Annotated in this window: 18 protein-coding genes and 1 tRNA gene; 15 read left to right on the forward strand and 4 right to left on the reverse strand. The window is 57.3% G+C overall.

All coding sequences use genetic code 11. The features are described 5' to 3' along the window. The first annotated feature begins 33 nt into the window (after window positions 1–33). Together IEV54_RS01370 and nadA are read left to right on the forward strand one after the other, a co-directional pair. Window positions 34–492: a PA2169 family four-helix-bundle protein gene (locus tag IEV54_RS01370; RefSeq protein WP_150277620.1), complete on the forward strand. Its 459-nt coding sequence runs from the start codon at window positions 34–36 to the stop codon at window positions 490–492. Between the two features lie 211 nt (window positions 493–703). Beyond that, window positions 704–1,762, forward strand: a complete 1,059-nt coding sequence (gene nadA / locus IEV54_RS01375; RefSeq protein ID WP_150277619.1) for a quinolinate synthase NadA — start codon at window positions 704–706, stop codon at window positions 1,760–1,762. On the opposite strand, the gene IEV54_RS01380 is transcribed toward nadA, so the two are convergent. Further along, complete coding sequence (locus tag IEV54_RS01380; protein WP_150277618.1) at window positions 1,763–3,238, reverse strand: M48 family metalloprotease; 1,476 nt, start codon at window positions 3,236–3,238, stop codon at window positions 1,763–1,765. Window positions 3,239–3,324: 86 nt separating this feature from the next. Here IEV54_RS01380 and IEV54_RS01385 point away from each other — a divergent pair, with 86 nt between their 5' ends. Both IEV54_RS01385 and IEV54_RS01390 read left to right on the forward strand, forming a co-directional pair. Next, the gene (locus IEV54_RS01385) at window positions 3,325–3,573 is read left to right on the forward strand and encodes a sulfurtransferase TusA family protein (RefSeq protein ID WP_150277617.1); all 249 of its coding nucleotides are present in this window, start codon (window positions 3,325–3,327) and stop codon (window positions 3,571–3,573) included. Window positions 3,574–3,584: 11 nt separating this feature from the next. Continuing rightward, on the forward strand, window positions 3,585–4,688 hold the full coding sequence (locus tag IEV54_RS01390) for an AI-2E family transporter (protein WP_150277616.1): 1,104 nt from the start codon (window positions 3,585–3,587) through the stop codon (window positions 4,686–4,688). Window positions 4,689–4,700: 12 nt separating this feature from the next. On the opposite strand, the gene IEV54_RS01395 is transcribed toward IEV54_RS01390, so the two are convergent. Both IEV54_RS01395 and IEV54_RS01400 read right to left on the reverse strand, forming a co-directional pair. Then, a complete protein-coding gene (locus tag IEV54_RS01395; RefSeq protein ID WP_150277615.1) occupies window positions 4,701–5,165 on the reverse strand; it encodes a peroxiredoxin in 465 nt (154 codons plus the stop codon). A gap of 57 nt (window positions 5,166–5,222) precedes the next feature. Beyond that, a complete protein-coding gene (locus tag IEV54_RS01400) occupies window positions 5,223–5,780 on the reverse strand; it encodes a glycine cleavage system transcriptional repressor (RefSeq protein WP_150277614.1) in 558 nt (185 codons plus the stop codon). A 241-nt stretch (window positions 5,781–6,021) separates the two neighbouring features. Here IEV54_RS01400 and dapA point away from each other — a divergent pair, with 241 nt between their 5' ends. The 10 genes from dapA to IEV54_RS01450 all read left to right on the forward strand — a co-directional run bounded on the left by dapA (window position 6,022) and on the right by IEV54_RS01450 (window position 17,731). Beyond that, complete coding sequence (dapA, locus tag IEV54_RS01405) at window positions 6,022–6,897, forward strand: 4-hydroxy-tetrahydrodipicolinate synthase (protein ID WP_150277613.1); 876 nt, start codon at window positions 6,022–6,024, stop codon at window positions 6,895–6,897. 35 nt (window positions 6,898–6,932) lie between these two features. Then, the gene (gene bamC / locus IEV54_RS01410) at window positions 6,933–8,036 is read left to right on the forward strand and encodes an NlpB/DapX family lipoprotein (RefSeq protein ID WP_188434281.1); all 1,104 of its coding nucleotides are present in this window, start codon (window positions 6,933–6,935) and stop codon (window positions 8,034–8,036) included. Window positions 8,037–8,053: 17 nt separating this feature from the next. Next, window positions 8,054–8,851 carry an MBL fold metallo-hydrolase gene (locus tag IEV54_RS01415; RefSeq protein WP_150277611.1) on the forward strand — a complete coding sequence of 266 codons (798 nt, stop codon included), beginning with the start codon at window positions 8,054–8,056 and terminating at the stop codon, window positions 8,849–8,851. Beyond that, window positions 8,851–9,564 (forward strand): phosphoribosylaminoimidazolesuccinocarboxamide synthase, encoded by a 714-nt coding sequence (gene purC / locus IEV54_RS01420; protein WP_150277610.1) that lies wholly within the window; start codon window positions 8,851–8,853, stop codon window positions 9,562–9,564. The genes IEV54_RS01415 and purC overlap by 1 nt, the downstream gene beginning before the upstream one ends. Before the next feature lie 57 nt (window positions 9,565–9,621). Beyond that, window positions 9,622–9,711: transfer RNA gene (locus IEV54_RS01425), tRNA-Ser, on the forward strand. A gap of 842 nt (window positions 9,712–10,553) precedes the next feature. Then, window positions 10,554–12,542, forward strand: a complete 1,989-nt coding sequence (locus IEV54_RS01430; protein WP_150277609.1) for a carboxylesterase/lipase family protein — start codon at window positions 10,554–10,556, stop codon at window positions 12,540–12,542. 122 nt (window positions 12,543–12,664) lie between these two features. Then, window positions 12,665–14,683 carry a carboxylesterase/lipase family protein gene (locus tag IEV54_RS01435; RefSeq protein WP_188434282.1) on the forward strand — a complete coding sequence of 673 codons (2,019 nt, stop codon included), beginning with the start codon at window positions 12,665–12,667 and terminating at the stop codon, window positions 14,681–14,683. 272 nt (window positions 14,684–14,955) lie between these two features. Then, window positions 14,956–17,007, forward strand: coding sequence for a PhoX family protein (locus IEV54_RS01440; protein ID WP_223825441.1), 2,052 nt, complete (start codon window positions 14,956–14,958; stop codon window positions 17,005–17,007). Between the two features lie 95 nt (window positions 17,008–17,102). Beyond that, window positions 17,103–17,333, forward strand: coding sequence for a Sec-independent protein translocase subunit TatA (locus IEV54_RS01445; protein WP_150277607.1), 231 nt, complete (start codon window positions 17,103–17,105; stop codon window positions 17,331–17,333). A 14-nt stretch (window positions 17,334–17,347) separates the two neighbouring features. Next, entirely contained in the window at window positions 17,348–17,731 is a 384-nt protein-coding gene (locus IEV54_RS01450) for a twin-arginine translocase TatA/TatE family subunit (RefSeq protein ID WP_150277606.1), read from the forward strand. Here the strand turns inward: IEV54_RS01450 and IEV54_RS01455 are convergent. Further along, window positions 17,661–19,178: an alpha/beta hydrolase family protein gene (locus tag IEV54_RS01455; protein ID WP_188434283.1), complete on the reverse strand. Its 1,518-nt coding sequence runs from the start codon at window positions 19,176–19,178 to the stop codon at window positions 17,661–17,663. The genes IEV54_RS01450 and IEV54_RS01455 overlap by 71 nt on opposite strands. Before the next feature lie 429 nt (window positions 19,179–19,607). Between IEV54_RS01455 and gspC the strand changes: the two genes are divergently transcribed. Beyond that, the gene (gspC, locus tag IEV54_RS01460; protein WP_150277605.1) at window positions 19,608–20,471 is read left to right on the forward strand and encodes a type II secretion system protein GspC; all 864 of its coding nucleotides are present in this window, start codon (window positions 19,608–19,610) and stop codon (window positions 20,469–20,471) included. Window positions 20,472–20,473: the final 2 nt, after the last annotated feature.

The following is a 20,473-nucleotide window of genomic DNA, read 5'->3' on the forward strand; positions in this document are numbered from 1 at the left end:
CATCGCAATCATGTAATGAACGGAGGAAGGTCTATGACTTCAGCAGCGAAAGAAACCATCAAGGTTCTCAACGATCTTATCGAGACTTGCAAGGATGGTGAGAAAGGTTTCAAGGTATGCGCGGACGACGTGAAGCGGCCCGAGCTCAAGGCATTGCTCAGTGATCACGCCATGGAATGTGGTAAGGCAGCTACAGAGCTCCAGGGGATTGTGGTACGTCTGGGTGGTGACCCGGAAGACGATACTAGCCTGGCAGGTGATATGCACCGCCGCTGGGTCGACCTCAAGTCAATGATCTCGGGAAAAGACGAAAAGGCTATTCTCAACGAGTGCGAGCGCGGGGAAGATGTCGCCAAAAAGAGCTACAAGGAAGCTCTCGAAGCGGATTTGCCCGCTGACGTACGCCAGGTCGTAGAACGTCAGTATCAGGGTGTGCTGCGTAACCACGATCAGATCAAGGCATTGCGTGACGCAGAACGCGCTCGCAGTTAACCAGTCTGTATCCTGAGTTGGGCGCGGGACGTATAAATGCCCACGCCCTGCAGTGTGACCGTCAGGATAAGCGGGCTGTAGGATTACAGCCCGTTCAGGTCGCCTTCAAGGTGATGGGCTGGAGCAGGCCAGCGCCACGGCAGTGATCCATTATTCAGAGCAGACGGCGTGGTATAATGCCAGCCATTGTCACGACTACAGGATCCTTGTCATGTCACAGATTCCCGAGCGGGTGTTGGTTCAGGCCCATCTTGCGGCCAAGCAGGTTGCGCCCCTCACTACAGCGGAAGAGGCCGATTACAAAGCACGTATCCGCTCGGCGCTACTCGCACGTGATGCCGTCCTGGTTGCCCATTACTACACCGATCCTGTGCTACAGGCGTTAGCCGAAGAAACAGGTGGCTGCGTCTCCGATTCCCTGGAAATGGCGCGTTTTGGCAAGGAACATCCGGCCAGCACCCTGGTAGTAGCTGGTGTGCGCTTCATGGGTGAAACGTCCAAGATCCTCAGTCCCGAGAAGCAGGTTCTGATGCCCACGCTCGAGGCCACCTGCTCACTGGATATCGGCTGTCCGATAGAGGAGTTCTCTGCCTTTTGCGATCAGCACCCGGATCGGACTGTAGTCGTTTATGCCAATACCTCAGCCGCCGTCAAGGCGCGGGCGGATTGGGTGGTGACTTCGAGCTGCGCGCTCGAAATCGTTGGCCACCTGATGGACAAGGGCGAGAAGATCATCTGGGCACCTGACCAGCATCTGGGTAATTACATACAGCGTGAAACTGGTGCAGACATGCTTCTCTGGGAGGGTTCATGCATCGTTCACGAGGAGTTCAAGGCCAAGGCATTGCTGGATCTCAAGGCCGTATATCCCGATGCTGCTATTCTGGTACATCCCGAGTCACCCATGTCGGTAGTGGAGCTTGCAGACGTGGTGGGCTCAACCAGCCAGCTGATCAAGGCGACTCAGACCCTCCCGAATCCTACCTTTATCGTTGCCACTGATCGGGGCATCTTCTACAAGATGCAGCAGGGCGCTCCGGGCAAGTTGTTGATCGAGGCGCCAACTGCGGGTAGTGGTGCTACCTGCCGCAGCTGTGCACATTGCCCCTGGATGGCCATGAACACCCTGCCGGCACTATTGCAGAGTCTGGAACAGGGCACTAATGAAATCCTGGTGCCTGAGCATCTTGTTCCCCAGGCGGTGAAGCCGCTGGAACGAATGCTCGAATTCACTCGCCAGGCTCGTCTCAACGCCGTCGGGAACGCCTGATCACATATTTTCTATAATGGCGCGCTGCTCCATCAGGTACTGCTGACGGGCTTGAATGCGAGCGCTTTGGACATAATCGTCCCCCGCGCGCACGGCTGCCAGGTCCAACTGCTCGGCAGCCTGGTCCAGGTCGCCGGCGAGCATGAAGTACTCAGCCCTGGCGGTATGGACGCCCACGATATTGCCCGCCAGGCCGCGTATCTCTGCGGTCAGGTACCACACATCAGGGTCGTTTTCGCGCTGGCTCGCCAGCCGGTTGATCACCTTTTCCGCCTCGGCATAACGCCGGCTTCGCAACAAAATATCCGCCTTGGCCTCCTGCAGGGGATAGCTTTCCGGATTGATCAGCAATAGGCGGTCTACGCGGGCAAGCGCCTGATCCAGTTTGCTTCGGCTGATGTCCAGCTCCACGGCTGCGAGATTGACAGCCAGATTGTCGCCCTGACTGGCGAGCAGTGGCTCGATAACGCTGGCAGCCTCTGCATGCTGCCCGCCGCGAATCAATGCCAAAACGAGTCCGTACCTTGCTGCCGCGTGGTCGCCCTCGTGTTCATCTAGCAGGATTCGAAAGCGCTGCGCCGCAAGTCCGGGACTTTGCTCATAATGTAGCTGTACCCGGGCACGCATCATCTGATACTCCGGGCTATCGCTTTGTCCGCCATTCTTCAATTGCTCTGCCCGGTTGCGTGAGTCGGCGATACGCGACTGTGTCACCGGGTGGGTCAAGAGAAACTCCGGCGGCTTGCGGCTGAACCTGCCCATTTGCGCGAGACGCTCAAACATGTCGGGCATTGCCTCGGGGTCGTATCCGGCACGTTCCAGGTTGATCAATCCGATTCGGTCAGCCTCCTGCTCGTTCTGGCGGGAGAATCGCCGTTGTTCCTGTATTGCCGCCGCCTGAGTGGACGCCAGGGCAGCGATCCCGGCGTCACCGCCACCAGCCGCTGCCAGAATGACACCGGCCAGCATGGCGGTCATCATGGGGATGCGCATGCGCTCCTGCTGTTGTAGATTGCGGGCAAAATGGCGTTGTGACAGGTGGGCAAGTTCGTGGGCCATGACCGAGGCAAACTCGGCTTCGGTATAGGCGTTCAAAAAGAGTCCGCCATTCACACCGACCACCCCGCCGGGCGCGGCAAAGGCATTCAACTGCGGACTCTCAATCAGGACGAAGGCCAGGCGTCGGTCAGACAGTTGGCTGGTTTCTACCAGGCCATAGACATGACGCTCGATAAAGTCCTTGAGCAGGGGATCATCCATTGTGGGAACGGCGCCGCGCAGCATGGACAACCATGCCCGGCCCAGCTGGTATTCCTGCTGCGCAGACATGATGGACGAGCTGGTATCTCCCAGGGACGGTAGGTTGAATTCTGTGGCGCCAAGGGATGGCGCAGCGAAACTGACCAGCAGCCCAAGTGCCAGCCCCTGTAAACCGGTGCGTAGTCGCCTGATGGGTAGCGCTGTGATGCTATACATGATTACCTGCGTATCCAGTGGGATAAGATTGTCTGCCATCAACCCCCGAGGGCTATACTGTAGCACTAGTTGATCAGGAGCCTCGCATGGCTGACGCCCCCAGCACCTTCACCGCCGACCAGAGACTTGATGCCCGGGGGCTGAGTTGTCCATTGCCTCTGCTCAAGGCCAAGCAGGCCCTCAACAAGATGGCAAGTGGAGAGATATTGCAGGTTTTGGCGACGGACGCTGGTTCGCAACGGGATTTCAAGCGATTTTGCGAGCTTGCCGGTCACTCCCTGCTCGAGTCCTCCGTTCAGGACCATGAATTTCATTATTGGTTGCGTAAGGAGTGAGATCAACAGGCATGATCAAGGTATTCCGTAACTGGGTGCATCGCTACTTTTCCGACGAGGAAGCAGTCGTTCTGGCGGTACTCCTCGCATTGGGTTTTGCGATTATCATCTCCTTTGGTGACAGCATTGCTCCACTGCTGACCGGGGTGGTGCTCGCCTATCTGTTGCAGGGTATGGTCACCCGCCTCAAGAAGTGGGGAGTTCACCAGGCGATTGCCGTCTGGCTGGTGTTTTTGCTGTTTCTTAGTGCGTTGGCGGCTCTGTTCGGTATTGTCGTGCCGCTGGTGTGGCGGCAGGTGATCAATCTGTTCAATGAGTTGCCACGTATGCTGGTTGAATGGCAGGCGCAGTTGGCGCACCTGCCTGACCAGTATCCTGCACTGGTGTCCTCTGGTCAGATCGATCGGATAGTGGCGTCGATCAATGGTGAGCTTGGGCAGTTCGGGCAATGGCTCTTGTCCCAGTCTCTGGCTGGTTTACCCATGTTGCTTACCATCCTGGTCTATCTGGTGCTGGTGCCGATTCTGGTGTTCTTCTTTCTGATGGATAGCGACAAGATTATCGCCTGGCTGGTAGGGCGGCTTCCCCGCGAGCGGCGTTTGATGAATGAAGTCTGGACCGAGATGAATCAGCAGATAGGCAACTACATTCGTGGCAAGGCGGTGGAAATCTTGATCGTAGGTGCCGTCAGCTATGTCTGCTTCGCCGTTCTGGGCCTCAATTACGCTGCACTGCTGGCGGTCATGGTCGGATTCTCTGTTCTGGTGCCCTATATAGGCGCCACCATTGCCACGATCCCCATCGCTCTGATCGGACTCTTTCAGTGGGGCCTGGGCAACGAGTTCATGGTGCTGATGATTGTGTATGCGGTTATTCAGGCCCTGGACGGTAACGTGCTGGTTCCTGTTCTGTTTTCCGAGGCTGTCAATCTGCATCCAGTCGCCATCATTGCGGCGGTACTGATTTTCGGTGGGCTATGGGGGTTCTGGGGGATATTCTTTGCAATCCCGCTCGCCACTCTGTTCAAGGCGGTCCTTAATGCATGGCCGGGGGCGCAGGGAGAAAATCAGGGTCGGGAGCTGCAACCTGGCGAGGTGGTTGCTGAGGCTCCCTAGAAAGTGGTGGTTTCAGAGAGCCCGGGCTGCAGCCAATACCTCTGAAACGTGGCCCTTGACCTTTACCTTGCGCCACTCTGCCCGCAGCACGCCCTGGGCATCTACCAGGAATGTGCTGCGTTCTATTCCCTCGTACTCCTTGCCATACATCTGCTTCAGCTTGATCACGTCGAACAGCTGACAGAGCGATTCGTCCGCGTCACTGATCAGTTCAAAGGGAAAGCCCTGTTTGCTGCGAAAGTTCTCATGGGTACGCAGGCTGTCGCGTGACACGCCGAATATGCGGGTATTGGCCGCAGCAAAATCTTCATGGCAGGCGCGAAAATCCTGCCCCTCGGTAGTACATCCCGGCGTATTGTCCTTGGGGTAGAAATACAGCACATAGTGCTGACCAATAAGCTGCTCGGAGTCTACTTTTATGCCGCTAGTTGCCTGAGCGTTGAAGGCAGGTACGGGTTGGTCCAGTTCGATGGTCATGCCGGGAGGTTCCTTGGCTGTTGGTTGCAGGTTGGGCAGGGGCTATGGTTCCGGATCTCAGTGCACTGGCCGCCAGGGCTCTATCACCGCATCCAGATTGAGTTCGTCACAAAAATCCAGAAACTGTTCGCGCAGCCAGCTAAGCTGCGTTTTGGCCGGAATGGCGATGGTCAAAGTCATATTCAACATGGCTGTGCCGGTGTGCTGTGCCATGTAGGTAAAGCTGAACAGCTCCTCAATGTCGATTTCCAGTTGCTGAAAGAAGGCGCAAAGCTCGCCGCACAATTCAGGCCGCTGTGCCGCGGTGACGAACACGTTGTAGGGAAGCGCCTGGGGTCGTTCATCCAGGGTGGTGCTGCGGCTCATCGAGAGCGTGAACTGCTCGCGACGTGCCACCGTGTGAAGCAGCGTCTCCAGACGTGCGAGCGCATCCCAGTTCCCGCTGACCTGCAGAAGCAGGGCAGAGCAGGTGCCGTGTCTGCTCATGCGGCTACTGACGATCAAGCAGCGCTGCTCCATGCACAATCGTGTAAAGGTGGTAACCAGGGTGGTGGTTTGCCCGCCCAGGGCGCTGATAACCAGGAACTGTTCCTTCTGTGGTGCTGGGGTCGACATGGTGTTCCTCAAAAGCTGATTTACGACTTGCCCCGCAGGTCCGGCAGGTCGTCAGAGGTATTATTGTCGCCCCGTCTGCCCCTGGGATCAATCTCAGCTTGTGTGCGACTGTCTTGTAGTCGAGGTCCTGTAATGGCGTGTGAGAAGCCTGTGCGCGGCCGCGAATTGTGTGTGGCTTCCCTTGTGCTGACAGCACGGCGAAAGTACCATTGCGGGTCAATGTTTCAACTGGAGCAGTTGCATGATTTCAGGCAGCCTGGTGGCGCTGGCAACACCGATGGATTCACGGGGCGGGCTTGACTGGCAGGCTCTTGAACGGCTGGTTGATTTTCACCTCGAACAAGGTACTGACGGGATTGTTGCTGTAGGTACCACTGGCGAGTCAGCAACGCTGGACATGGCCGAACACAAAGAGGCGATTCGTCGTGTGGTCGATCAGGTAGCGGGTCGCATACCGGTTATTGCCGGTACAGGTGCAAATTCAACCCGCGAAGCGGTAGAGCTGACAGAAGCGGCTCGCAGCGTGGGGGCCGACGCTTGCCTGCTGGTGACGCCCTACTATAACAAGCCTACCCAGGAAGGCCTGTACCAGCACTTCCGCTTTATTGCCGATGCGGTAGCCGTGCCTCAGATACTTTACAACGTCCCGGGTAGAACGGCCTGCGACATGTTGCCGGAAACCGTGGAGCGGCTTGCCGATATCAGCAACATTATCGGCATCAAGGAAGCGACGGGTGATCTTCAGCGTGCGCGCGAGCTCATAGACCGCGTTGCGGACCGCATGGCCGTCTATTCCGGGGATGACCCTACTGCAGTGGAGCTCATTCTGATGGGCGGCAAGGGCAACGTTTCCGTCACTGCCAATGTGGCGCCCAAGGCGATGCACGAGTTGTGCAAAGCAGCACTTGAAGGCAACGCCGATCTGGCGCGCCAGATGAACGAGTCTCTCATGCCGTTGCACAAGGCCATGTTCATTGAATCAAACCCGATTCCAGTGAAATGGGCGCTGCACGAGATGGGCATGATGGCTGACTCATTGCGCTTGCCACTGACCTCGCTCAGCCCTCGCTGTCATGAAACGGTCCGTGCTGCCCTACGCGAATGCGGCATTCTGTGAACTCGCCTCGAACCATGTATACCAAGGAATTGTTTATGAAGCCTGTACTGGGTGCTTTAACGCTCGCGCTGCTCGCTGGTCTGAGTGGCTGTGGTTATCTCGCTGGTGAAGATGGCTATTTCCGGGATCGTGGATCGGACTATCAGGGCGTCGTCATCGAGCCGAGAATTGATATTCCCGCGGGCGTTGAAAGCAAGCCGCTGGGTGATCTGCTGCCCGTGCCCGGTCAGACTCAGGCCCAGGAAAATACCGGGGAGTTCGAGTTGCCCCGGCCCCAGCCCATGCTGGTCAGCGCCGATGCAGCCGAGTTCTCGCTGCAACAGAATGGCTCGACCAGATGGGTTCAGGCGCAGCGCAGCGCCGCCGAAGCCTGGCCTCTGGTGCGCCAGTTCTGGAATGATTACCAAGTGCCGGTGGCAAGCGAGACCCCTAACCTGGGACAGCTGCAGACTGACTGGATAGCCTTTGATCTGCAGGCCGACAACCCGCTGCTGCGCCGCATTCTTCCCGCCATTGGCGAAGGTCGCAGGGTCGATGGTCAGGAGCACCGTTTCCGTATGCGTATTGAACCCGGCGTTGAAGGTGCAAACAGCGAGATTTATGTCACCCAGATGTCGCGCAGCCAGGGCGGTACGCGCGATGATTGGCCTGAAAATTCTGATAACGCCAATCTTGAGCGGGCCGTCTTGGCGGAAATCGAGACCTATCTGAATCAGACCCGTAGTGGCGCTTCAATCACTTCACTGGTTGCCGCTCAGGCAGGCCCGCGCGCAGTGCTTGCGCGCGACGGTGCAGGCAATCCGGTCCTGACCCTGCAAAGTGACTTCAACCGGGCCTGGGCCGCTATCGGACAGGCTTTGAGTCAGGCCGATATCCGCATAGCCGACCTGAACCGTAGCTCGGGTGTTTACTATATTGATCTGGCTCAGTCAGCCAGCAGCCAGGAAAAGCCTGGTTTCTTCGGACGCTTGTTTGGCCGTGATGAAGAACCCGAAGACGACAGGGCGCAGCGTACCGAAGTTCGCCTGACCGCGGTGGGCGGAAGTGTGCAGGTCACGGTGGATGAGAGCATCAATAGTGCTGCAGACCCGCGGGTTGCAGCCGATGTGCTCGAGCGCATCCAGACGAATCTGAATTGATCGAGCGGGTATAACCTATGCGGTATTGCTCGCTGGGCAGTGGCAGTCGTGGCAACGCCACGGTTGTCGAGTCCGGTCAGACACGTCTGCTGATCGATTGCGGTTTCAGCCTGCGTGCAACGGAGCAGCGGCTGGCCCAGGCAGGTTTGAGTGCGCGGCAACTTAGCGCAGTCCTGGTCACCCACGAGCATTCCGACCATGTGAAAGGCGTTGAAGGTCTGGCCAGGCGGTACCAGCTACCGGTTTACATGACCCACGGCACGCTGCATGCGCTGCGCGATTTTCAGGCGCCGGTCGAGGTTGTGCAGCTTGATCAGGGCTTCACAATCGGCGAGCTGCATGTTGAGCCGGTGGCGGTTCCTCATGATGCCCGTGAACCCTGTCAGTACATCTTCGACAGTGGTCAGCACCGCTTCGGCATTCTGACTGATACCGGCATGATTACCCCCTGGATCATTGAGCGCTACAGGGCGCTCGACGGGCTCTTTCTGGAAGCCAACTATGATCCTCACATGTTGGCCAACGGGCCCTATCCGCCCAGTTTGCGCGCCAGGGTCTCTGGAGATCTGGGGCATTTGAGTAATCAGCAGGCCGCTGGGCTACTTGCCCAAATCGATCGTTCCACCCTGCGGCACGTGGCGATTGCGCACATCAGTGAAAAGAACAACCGGCCAGAACTGGCGCTGGATGAATTGCAAGGCGCTTTAGCCGGATGGTCAGGTGAGTTACACCTGGCTGAACAGAACCAGGGACTCCCCTGGCAAGACATAACGGGTATGACCCAACCACTTTTCGCGCACAGCGGGAGCCGATAATGGAAAAACGCACAGAACTCTATCGCGGCAAGGCCAAATCGGTATTCACTACCGACGATCCGGATCGTCTGATCCTGCTGTTTCGTAACGATACCTCTGCCTTTGATGGCAAAAAGATTGAACAGCTTGACCGCAAGGGCATGGTTAACAACCGTTTCAATGCGTTCATCATGCAAAAGCTTGAGGATGCGGGCATTCCTACCCAGTTCGATGCGCTGTTGTCCGATACCGAGGTTCTGGTCAAGAAGCTCGATATGATCCCGGTTGAATGCGTGGTGCGCAATCATGCTGCCGGGAGTCTGGTCAAACGCTTGGGCATCGAAGAAGGCAAGGCGCTGACGCCACCGACCTTCGAGCTATTCCTCAAGGATGACGCCAAGGGTGACCCCTTCATCAACGAGTCTCACGTAGTGACCTTCGGGTGGGCGACGGCTGACCAGCTCAAGCGTATGCAGGAACTGACGCTGCAGGTAAATAGCATCCTTACCAGGCTATTTGACGCCGCCGGTTTGATACTCGTGGACTTCAAGCTGGAGTTCGGGCTGTTCAAGGGCGAAATCGTACTGGGCGATGAATTCAGCCCTGACGGTTGCCGCCTGTGGGATAAGGCCACAGGCAAGAAAATGGACAAGGATCGCTTCCGCCAGGGCCTGGGCGGTGTAATTGAAGCCTATGAAGAGGTAGCGCAGCGTCTGGGCGTAGAGCTCGGCTGACAGCTAGGCTGACCCCTTCCGCCGCGTCGAGCAAAGCTGTTATGATGCGCGCCGACTGGAGAGTTGCCGGAGTGGTCGAACGGGACGGATTCGAAATCCGTTGAACTGGCAACAGTTCCCAGGGTTCGAATCCCTGACTCTCCGCCAGAAATAGACCGCAAGGCCCCGTTATTCGGGGCTTTGTTGTTTCCAGGTTTCGCTTTTCCCCGGCTGTTCTCACACTTTGCGGTCTCCTGCGGATGAGCACTCGTGCAGATCTGTTGCCGCACGCCGACTTAAGTACGGGCATTTGGCATTTCCTGCTCCAATTCATTGCCGTGGTCAGGTTGTAGGATCATCGCTCTCTGGCAGGTCCTGCTGATGCACATGCTCAATGCCCGTAGCTGGTTGGTTTTGGAGTTTTCATCGAAGACCTGTCTCGTAGTGATTCATCTAATGGAATTGGCCTGGTAGTTGAGTTGTGCCATAAGCGTTATGAATGACTGTTCATTCCCTTTTATGACGGCTCTCTGGTTGTATCTTGTTGTCGTGTCTTGTCTTGTTGGCTTCCTCACCAAACTGTTTTCCCAGGAGTGAACGAGTTTAAGGGCAGAACCGGTACGTTCGTCGGCAACACCATGAAACGGGAGTTTATCATCGGAGCGTGACAGTTTTCGTGCTGAAACGCTCTCATCAGATCCTCATCAGGCAGACCCTGACCTATCAGTCACAAAGCGGATTTGTCTCTTTTCGGACGCGTTTTTGCGGCAAGAAAAGCTCCGAAAAAATCGCGTTTTTCCCTGTGTTCAGTGCCCGGACGAGGTCTATGCTCGGGGCGTATCTGAACATGACCTGCCTGGCTTGCGCGGGTAGGGCGTGTTGATTTGACCGTTCAGCGTGTACGCCCTTCGGCGGATTGCGGAGAGGTAATGTCCTGCGATAGTTCCGGGTAAGACAATACGAAGGTCGCGGCATGAAGAACTCCATTACAAAAACAATCGGAGATCTGCATGAAAGTTTCGAACATCAAACATCCCCTGCGCTCGGCTGTGCTAAGTGCTTCGTTTGTACCGCTATTTCTCTCCCTGGGTGGTTGCCTTGGGGGATCCGGCTCAAGCGATGATCGACAGACCGGCACTTTTGTCGACAGCGCTGTGTCCGGCCTGGATTTTCAGACTGAAGACGGGAGCGGCGAGACCAATGCCAATGGTCAGTTCACTTATGCCAGCGGCCAAACCGTCAGCTTCGCCATTGGTGACCTGGACCTCGGCTCTGCAGTGGGTGCGACGATATTGACGCCGCTGGACATTGTCGATGGTGCCCCGGGGGCGAATGACCAGCGTGTGAGCAACATGCTGGTGCTGCTCCAGACGCTGGACGCCGACGGTAATCTGAATAACGGTATTCAGATTACCGAAGCGATCAGAGACGAGGTGTCACTCAACGCCGGCAATTTGTTGCTTGATCAGGCGCCGGCCGATTTTCGTGCGAGCCTGACCACCGTGGTAGCTACGCTCGAAGCGGCAGGTGCTTTCAGCGATACCGACCCGCGCCCACGAAGCCTGGTCAGTAGCGCCGATGCTCAGGAGCATCTCGAGCGCTCTACCAGCCCGCGCCTGGTAGTCAGCACCAACTCAGGAGACATCAGTGGCTTTGAGGCCGATGCAAATACCTGGCAGTTTCTCGGCGTTCCCTATGCCAAGCCTCCACTGGGTGATTTGCGCTGGAAGGCGCCTCAGCAGCCTGACGCCTGGGACGGTGTGCGTGACGCGGTAGCCTGGAGCGACCAGGCGGCGCAGAACCCGGCGCTGCAGCGCTTCGGCGAGGGCGGCATGAGTGAAGACTCGCTGTATCTGAACGTGACTGCGCCGAAGGAAGCCGAGGGATTGCCGGTGATGGTCTGGTTCCATGGCGGCGGCTTTACCGCATTGACCAGCAATACCACGCCTTTCAACAACCCTGAGGCGGTAGCCAGCAAAGGCGTTGTGCAGGTCTCGGTCAACCATCGCCTGGGGCCATTTGGCTACATTGCCCACCCCGACCTCAGTGCCGAGAGTGGCTATAGCGGTTCGGGCAACTACGGTCAGTTGGATCTGATCATGGCCCTGGAGTGGGTACGTGACAACATTGAGGCCTTTGGTGGTGACCCGGGTAACGTGACCATTTTTGGCGAGTCCGGTGGTGGCCGCAAGGTGTTGTCGCTGATGGCTTCACCCAAGGCAGCGGGCCTGTTCCATCAGGCGATCAGCCAGAGCGGTACTCTGTATCCGGATACTCGTAGCCTGGAGGCCGCAGAGCAGATTGGCACTCAATTGCAGAACAACTTGAACGCTGCCTCGCTCGTGGAAATGCGCGAGAAGAGCTGGCTTGAGGTGATGGCGGCTGCGGCCACGCTGCAGCCCTATACCAATATCGACAACAGCTATCTGCCCATCAGCGAGCGCGAATTGTTCGAGCAAGACAAGGACAATGACGTCCCCTTCATGTTCGTTATCAACACCAACGACACCATAGATCCGATCAACACGGTAAAGGATGTCTTTCCCTGGATGGCTCCGCTGAAAGAGGCGGCTACCTACGCCACTCTGTTCAGTCACCAGCCATCCGGTTGGAAGGCGCGCGGTGTACAGGCCTATCACGGGGCCGAGCTGGCCTATATGTTCAATATGCCCAGCAGTGTCATCACCCATTATCTGCTCGGTCTGGTGATTGATCCGGCCACGGGCGAATCGCTGGTGATTGGTGACCTCAATGGCAACGGCGTGAGCGGCTCGGCAGGTGATCCAGCGGATATTTACGCCTCCGCCGGTTTTGATGCGACTGACGGCGAAGTGATCGAACGCATGCTTAGCATCTGGACCAACTTCGCCAAGACCGGTAACCCCAGCATCACCGGCGAGATCGAGTATCCCGAGTATGACGCGCAGACGCAGCAGTATGTCGAGCTGAGCGACGTCGCCGAGGTGAAATCCGGAGTCGCCGACGAGTTTGCCGACTGATCGATCCACAACAACAAGATAGAGGCCCCCGGCCTGCGCGCATGACCTCATGCCCGCAGGTCAGGACACCGGTAGGCATCGGTAGGCACCGGTGAGGCCCGCCAATCAGAATGGAGAACGATATGCTCAAACCAGATACTGCAAGATTTCCCTTGCGCGCTGCCTTGCTCACCATGGTTCTGGCACCGCTGCTATCACTGACCGGCTGCCTGGGTGGTGGCGGTTCAGACGATGATCCGTTGAGCGGCACCTTCGTCGATAGTCCCGTGGCAGGGCTGGATTACAGTGGACCCTCGATTGGTTCGGCGCAGACCAATGCCGGGGGCAAGTTCAACTACTTTCCCGGTGAAACCCTGAGCTTCGCCATTGGTGATCTCGATCTGGGCGCAGCCCCGGGGGCGGAGGAACTGACTCCACTGAGTATCGTTGACGGTGCCAGCGGCGTGGGTGATCCCCGGGTTACCAACATGCTGGTGCTGCTGCAGAGTCTGGACGCGGACGGCGACCTGAATAACGGCATCCAGATTACCCAGCAGATCCGTGACGAGGTGTCCTTCAAGGCCGCCGAGCTGGATCTGACACAGCCTGTTGCCGACTTCAGGGCCGATCTGGCCACGGTAGTGGCGCAGTTGGAAACCGCTGGGGCCTTCACCGACACCGATCCGCGGGCGCGTTCCGTGACCGCTACGGCCGATGCGATGGCGCACTTCAACCGCTCGACCAGCGAACGGATTGTGGTCACCACCGAGGCCGGAGATTTGCGTGGCTTTGCGGCTAACGAGGACACCTGGCAATTCCTTGGCGTGCCCTATGCCAAACCGCCCCTCGGTGAGTTGCGCTGGACACCACCGCAACCGCTGGCACCCTGGGACGGTGTGCGGGATGCTGTCTCCTGGGCTGACCAGTCGGCACAGGACACCGCGCTTGAGGCCGTCAACGAAGGGGGCATGAGTGAAGACTCGCTATATCTCAACATTACTGCGCCCAAGGACGCTGAAAACCTCCCGGTGATGGTCTGGTTTCATGGCGGCTCCTTTGCGATCCTCTCCGCCAACTCGCCCCAGTACAACAACCCGAACGGATTGACCGAGAAGGGTGTGGTGCTGGTTACTGTCAACCATCGCCTGGGGCCGTTTGGCTACATCGCCCATCCATTGCTCACAGCAGAGAGTGGTTACGGCGGCTCCGGCAATTATGGGCAGATGGACCTGGTGATGGCGCTGGAATGGGTTCGTGACAACATCGAATCCTTTGGCGGCGATGCGGGGAATGTGACTATTTTTGGCCAGTCCGGCGGTGGCGGCAAGGCCTATTCACTGATGAACTCGCCCCAGGCCACGGGGCTGTTCCACAAGGCAATTGTTCAGAGCGGTTTTGCGCCACTGGATACCACCGGCGGTCCGGAGGTCTCGTTGGTCGAGTCAGAAGCCATAGGCGCTGCACTTTTCGAACGGGCGGGTGTGACTACTCTGGAGCAAGCCCGGGCCTTGCCCTGGAACGAGCTCGTGAAGGCAGATCAGGACAACAATATCCCGCGCCAGACCTACCGGCCGAACGCGGATAATTACTATCAGCCCAATACCTATTATCAGAATGTGCTGAATGGTATGCCGAGCGATGTGCCTTTGATGGCCGGCGTGACTTCGGGCGACTACACCACCCTGCGAGCGGCTTTGCCGATCTGGCTGGCGCAACGCACGGCGAAGTACCAGTCCGAACAGTTCATCTACAAGTTCAGTCGGGTGCCAACCGGCTGGAGCGCGATGGGGCTGGCCAGCTGTCACGGGTGTGAGCTGCCATATCTGTTCAATTACCCCGCCGGAATGGTGCAGAACTACCTGTTGGGGCTTGTGTTGACGCCACAGGGTGCCCGTCCGGTGATTGGTGACCTCAACGGCAACGGTGTGACCGGCTCGCAGGGTGACCAGGCAGATGTGTTTGCCTCCATGCAGTACGGCGCAACGGATGTGGCTGTTGCGGAACAAACCATGACCATGTGGACCAACTTCGCCAAAACTGGCAACCCCAGTACCGATAGCCTTGCGTGGCCTCCGTATACTCTTGGCAATGATTCGTTCGTCGAAATAGGGCCGGGCAGCGAAGCAACGTTGGAAACCGGGTTGGCCGACTCAATACAGTAGAGCTTGAACTGCGGCGGAGCTGGTCGTCAGGCCAGCTTGGCTGCAGGGTTTAATGTCCCGATAATGAGCTGCAATACCGGTGTGGGTTTTGGGTTTTCCTGAAGCTAACAAATGCCGGTGTACTTCCGCAGTTCAGCTTCTTTCTCTGTCATATCCTGTACATCCGGCTGTAGCGCAATAGCACTCAAAACTTCACGTTTTCGGTGTCGATCTGTCATGTTCGATTCCCATCATATCCCGGTCGATTCTAATAACCTGATGAGGAAGTCCGGATGTCCACAGATATGCAAAACCAGCTGGCCATTATTGATCACGGAGAGGGCGATGAGCCTCTGAGCACACGCCAGATGAATCCGCTTTTTTCGAGCATTCTCGAGGCCCGTCTGGGTCGCCGCCAGATTCTCAAAGGCAGCGCAGGCGCGGCAGCAGTCGGCTTCATGGGTCTCGGTCTGTCCGGTTGTCTGAGCGATTCCGACAGCGACGATGATAACGGCACTGCTGAACCTGCTCCGGCGCCTGCGGCGCTGCTGGGCTTCTCTGCTGTACCGGTAAGCAGTGCAGACACTATCGTGGTGCCCGAAGGTTACAGCCATCAGGTGCTGATTCCCTGGGGCACACCGATCACTGGCGATTTTCCTGCCTGGTCAGTTAACAGCACAGGTGCCGATCAGGCTTCTCAGATTGGCTCGCACCACGATGGCATGCACTTCTTTCCGATCAACGACAGCTCCGAAGATGGCTTGCTGGTGCTTAACCACGAGTACATTGAACCGCGCTTGATGCATGCTAGCGCTCAGGGCGTGGCATTGAGCGGCGGTGCTGTACCCCCGCTGGTTGGTGGCAAGCGTCCGGATGATGAAGTGCTCAAGGAAATGAATGCTCACGGTGTGTCAGTCGTGCGCGTCGTCAAGGGCGTCAACAACGATTGGCAGGTCAAGTTTGACGCCATGAACCGTCGTATCACGGCGCTGACACCAATGGCGATTCAGGGTCCGGTACGCGGCAGTGACTTCGTCAAGACCAAATACAGCCCACAGGGCACCATGACACGGGGCACGCTGAACAATTGCGGTAATGGCGTTACTCCCTGGAACACCTACATGGCTGCAGAGGAAAACTGGGCCGGTTATTTCTCCAACGGCGGCGACAATCCCCGCGAACACTCCCGCTACGGCGTACCCACGGGTGCCAATGGACGTTACGGCTGGGAATCGGCTGCCTCGGGCGCCGATGAGTACATTCGTTTTGATGCCAGCATCAAAGGTGCTTCGGCACTCGAGGACTACCGGAATGAACCTCTCTGCTTCGGCTACATGGTAGAGATCGATCCCTATGATCCGACGAGCACCCCGGTCAAACGCACTGCGATGGGCCGTTTTGCTCACGAGGGTGTCGTGTTCGCTCCCGCGGTAGAAGGTCGTCCGGTTGTTTGTTATTCCGGTGATGACTCGCGTTTTGAGTACATCTACAAGTTCGTCACTGCCACTAACTACAACTCTGCTACAGCGTCAGGTAGTTTGCTCGACACCGGTACGCTTTATGTCGCCAAGTTCAACGACGATGGTACTGGCGAATGGCTGCCATTGGTATACGGTCAAAATGGCCTGGTCGCACCGCTGTTTACCAGCCAGGCTGATGTGCTGGTCAATACTCGTCTGGCTGCTGACACTGTTGGTGCTACACCGATGGACCGTCCGGAGTGGGGTGCTGTCGATCCAGCAAATGGCGATGTGTACTTCACGCTGACCAACAACAGCAGACGTACGGCTGATCAGACTGATGAGGCCAACCCACGGGGCGCCAACCCACATGGTCACATCATCCGTTGGGCAGAAACAGGCGGCGACCATGCTGCTACCACATTCGACTGGGATATCTTCCTGTTTGCCGGTACCAGCGGCACGTTCGGATCTGACACCAGTGTTGGTCAGGATCCAAAGGGTCAACCACTCACGGCTGACAATATCCTCAGTTCTCCTGACGGCATGTGGATCGATCCGGACAGCCGTGTCTGGATTCAGATGGACAGCGGCGCCACTGATCCCTTCGGCAACTGCGCGATGTTGGCTGCCGATCCGACTAGCGGCGACCTCAAGCGGTTCCTCGTTGGACCTCTGGGGCAGGAAATCACTGGAGTAATTACTACTCCGGACCAGAAGACCATGTTTATCAACGTCCAGCACCCTGGTGGCAATACTTCCCCGGCAGATTTTGCTGCGGGTAATTACCAAAGCACCTGGCCCGACAACAATCCAGGCCAGTATCCACCACGTTCGGCGACAGTGGTGATCTGGAAGGATGACGGCGGTGTGATCGGTAGCTGATCAGGTAGCCGGCAGCTTCCATTGGGCTCTGCCGGCACCTTTTTTATCAAACGGCGCACTTTGCAGGTGCGTCGTTTCTTTTCGGAGTAAGAGTCATGGGTATAGGTGGAGTCAGTATAGGTTCGTTGTTAATTGTTCTGGTGATCGTGATGCTGTTGTTCGGCACCAAGCGGTTACGCAGCATTGGTGGTGACCTGGGTGGCGCTCTCAGTGGATTCAAGAAAGCCGTCAAGGATGGCGAGGAGTCCCGTGACGCACTGGCTATCGATGTTGAGGCCGAGCGACAGCAGAGCCGGGCTCATCAGTCCGAAAAAGTTGTTTCCTGAGTGGGGTGTCAGGCATGTTTGATAATGGTCTCAGCGAGTGGGTGTTGGTGCTGGTAGTGGCGCTGCTGGTGCTGGGCCCACAGAAGGCGTTGGTGATCGTCAATATGGCCGGCCTTATGCTGGGTAAGGCGAAAGCCGCGATGGCTCAGGTACAGGAGCAGGTCGCCAGGGAGTTGCCCCGCGAGGAGCTGGAAGTGGTGCAGGAGACAGTTCAGGAATTGCGGCGGAGTAACGTCAAGCGCAAGGCGATCGAAGTGTTGGGACTGGAAGAAAAAAGGGCTGACACGGTGAGTGCCAGCCCCTCTTCAGTTGCGGTTCAGCACTCCCTCAAAGAGCTGCAGCTGCCGGGACAGCTGGAGCACACGCGCCAATCAGCGGAGCAATCGCAGCCCGCGTAGCGGTCTGTGGAGCGCCATCTACAGTAAATTGACAGCCAAACTGCGGGTCAGCCACTGTGGCAGGTGTCAGGAAGTCGTCCCCTGCTGGCTTTATGCCGTCCTGTTCCCAGTCCAGCATGGCGTCCAGCGTTTGCTCGAACTCGGCGAACGAGAAGTCGCAATGCCCTGGCGCACGAACTGCGCGCTGTACAACCTGGTCACCGAAGCCGTTATCGATCATGCGCTGCTTGTAGATCTGCTCCATGCTGATGGGTACGAACAGATCGCCCAGGGTATGCACGGTGACAACAGGGATGGCCTTGTACAGATTGCCGTTCACCTTGGGAATGAAGCGCAGCCCATCATCACGCAAGGCATTGGCATTGGCATCAGGGGTAATCTGATAAATCGTGTCGTTGAACCCTTGCTCTGTGGGAGTCAGGGGCTGTCCGGGTGTGGTCTGGAAGCGATAAGTTACATCGCGGGTATCGACCACATTCTCGTTGAGAATGCCTGTGACTGTGCCATCAGCACCTGCAAATCCCTGCAGCAGATCCTGGAAGCCACCGAATGCAACGCCATAAACCGGACGCGGACCGCCGCTCAGGTTTTGCAGCGTGGTGAACAAGGGTAGGCCTTCCTGTGTAAGTCCGTCGACGTTCTTGTTGGTTGCGTAGTCGGTCCACAGAGCCGTGCGTGCTGCTGTAAGTTTGGCCTCGACATCGTTGATCGGATAGGTGTTGGCAGGTACGCCGCCGAATTGGAACAACGATAGGCTGTAGGCGCCGAAGTAGTTGAATAGCTCGGTGTCGCCCAGTACGCCACACATGGGAGCCGCACCATCATAGGGAACAAAGGTGTTGGCAGTTTGCTGGGTTTCCAGTTCGATGGCTGCTGCTGTTACGTGCCCGCCCATGGAAACGCCAGTGATATAGCGCTTGGTCGGAGCCGCCAGTGGGCGTCCATTTTCAGCGGCAATGTCATTGAATGCCAGGGCCAGCTTGTTGGTATCTTCAACGCCCGCCAGCACATCGTAATAAGTGGTGCTGTACGAGGACGCAGCCCAGGCATAACCGTTGTCGAGCAGGTACTGACGCATCGGCGGGCTATCAACGGTCAATTCAGAGCCTTCACCCCGGAACCCGTGAGCATACATGACCAGCATGCCATTCCAGTTTTCTGGAACCTCTACGCGATATCCCGCGTTGTCAATCACTCCATGCCAGCGGCTGGTATTTTCGTAGGCGGGCACATCAGCGACTAGCGGTCCGAAGGCCAACTGGTCCTCATCCACCTCGAAGAAGCAATTATCGATTCGTTCCTGCTGAGCGGTAGCGCCGGCCGGTGTGTTGCCAGCGGTAGGGCAGGCAATGCTGCTGCTACTGCCACCACCGCCACCCAGGCAGCCAGACAGCGCAACCGCACTGATAACCATGCCCAGATAGGCGGTTTTCTTCATCATGTTCATTGTTGTTATTCTCCTGAGAGGCAAGGCCGAAATTGTTTTTTAGTGAGACACTTGTGTGCTGGCATTGCTCATTAGAGTAAAGCGTCAAACGCCCGTAGTAGCAAGCGTCAGATGCGGTTGTTGGTCCGGTTTTGCCCGCATGCATGGAGCTTCATTACTGGCACTGATTAGTGTTTCAGGCGTATAACCCATAAGGGTGATTGTGCGGTTTGGTGAAGGATGATCTTGAGACATTATTTCCATACTCTTTTGCCAAGCCCAGGTTTTAACCCGTTCAGGGGGGTTGTCGGCGGATGGCAATTTCGTGACAATCGGGATGTCTGTTCCGCTTGTTTCAGACTTATAACAATAAAATTGCAAAGAAAGGTCGGTATAGTCTGTCTCGGCCCGGGCGCCTGACCCAGCCCATTGTCTTTGCCTGGAGAACGCATGCCCCTGGACGCCCGATTCCCCCTGGATTCTTCCCTGCGATTGCTGGTGATTGTGCTGATTGCTATCACTGCCATCTTGCTGGGGCGTTTGACCTGGACTGTGATTGAGCCGCAGAGCGTTCTGCCGTCGCCCGCGCCCATACCCTTGACCATTAGCAACGGAGTCGCCGGAGGTGCGAGGGGCGGATTTGCCGATGTTGCTGCTCTTTCGGTTTTCGGTAGCGCTGCCGGCAAACAACGCAGTGCTGCGCTCAATGCACCTGATACCTCCCTTAGCTGGGTCCTCAAAGGCGTGCTTACCGATCCTGACCCAGCGCGGAGTGCCGCGATTCTGGCTCCACAGGGCCAGCCTGAAAAGGCCTATCGGGTGGGTGCGGATCTACCCGGGAATGTGCGGCTTGAGCAGGTTCTGGCCGATCGGGTGATTCTGGCCAGGGATGGAAAGCTGGAGACGTTGCGATTGCAGCGCGCTTCACTTGCCGCCTCCAGGGCGCCAGCCCGCAGGGCCGCGGCTCTGCCACAGGTCGATCCCAATCTCACCCTTGCTGCCGACGGCGGCGTGGCGCGCATTGACCGCGAAGAGTGGATGAATAATCCCCAGCGATTCATGGAGGTGGTTAGCGCCACGCCCGTGCTGATTGACGGGGCGATGTACGGACTTGAAGTCAGCCCGGCGCGCAATGCCCGCGAATTCGAAGCTGCAGGTCTGCAGCCGGGCGACGTGGTGACTGCCGTGGAGGGCACCCCTGTCGCCGAGATAAACGATTACCGTGACATTCTTCAGACACTGACCGGAAACACCGTCAGTCTGTCGCTTGATCGCAACGGTGAACCCATGACCATTACAATAACGATGGATTGAGA

The sequence above is a fragment of the Halopseudomonas salina genome (assembly GCF_014637955.1).
Taxonomy (GTDB): domain Bacteria; phylum Pseudomonadota; class Gammaproteobacteria; order Pseudomonadales; family Pseudomonadaceae; genus Halopseudomonas; species Halopseudomonas salina.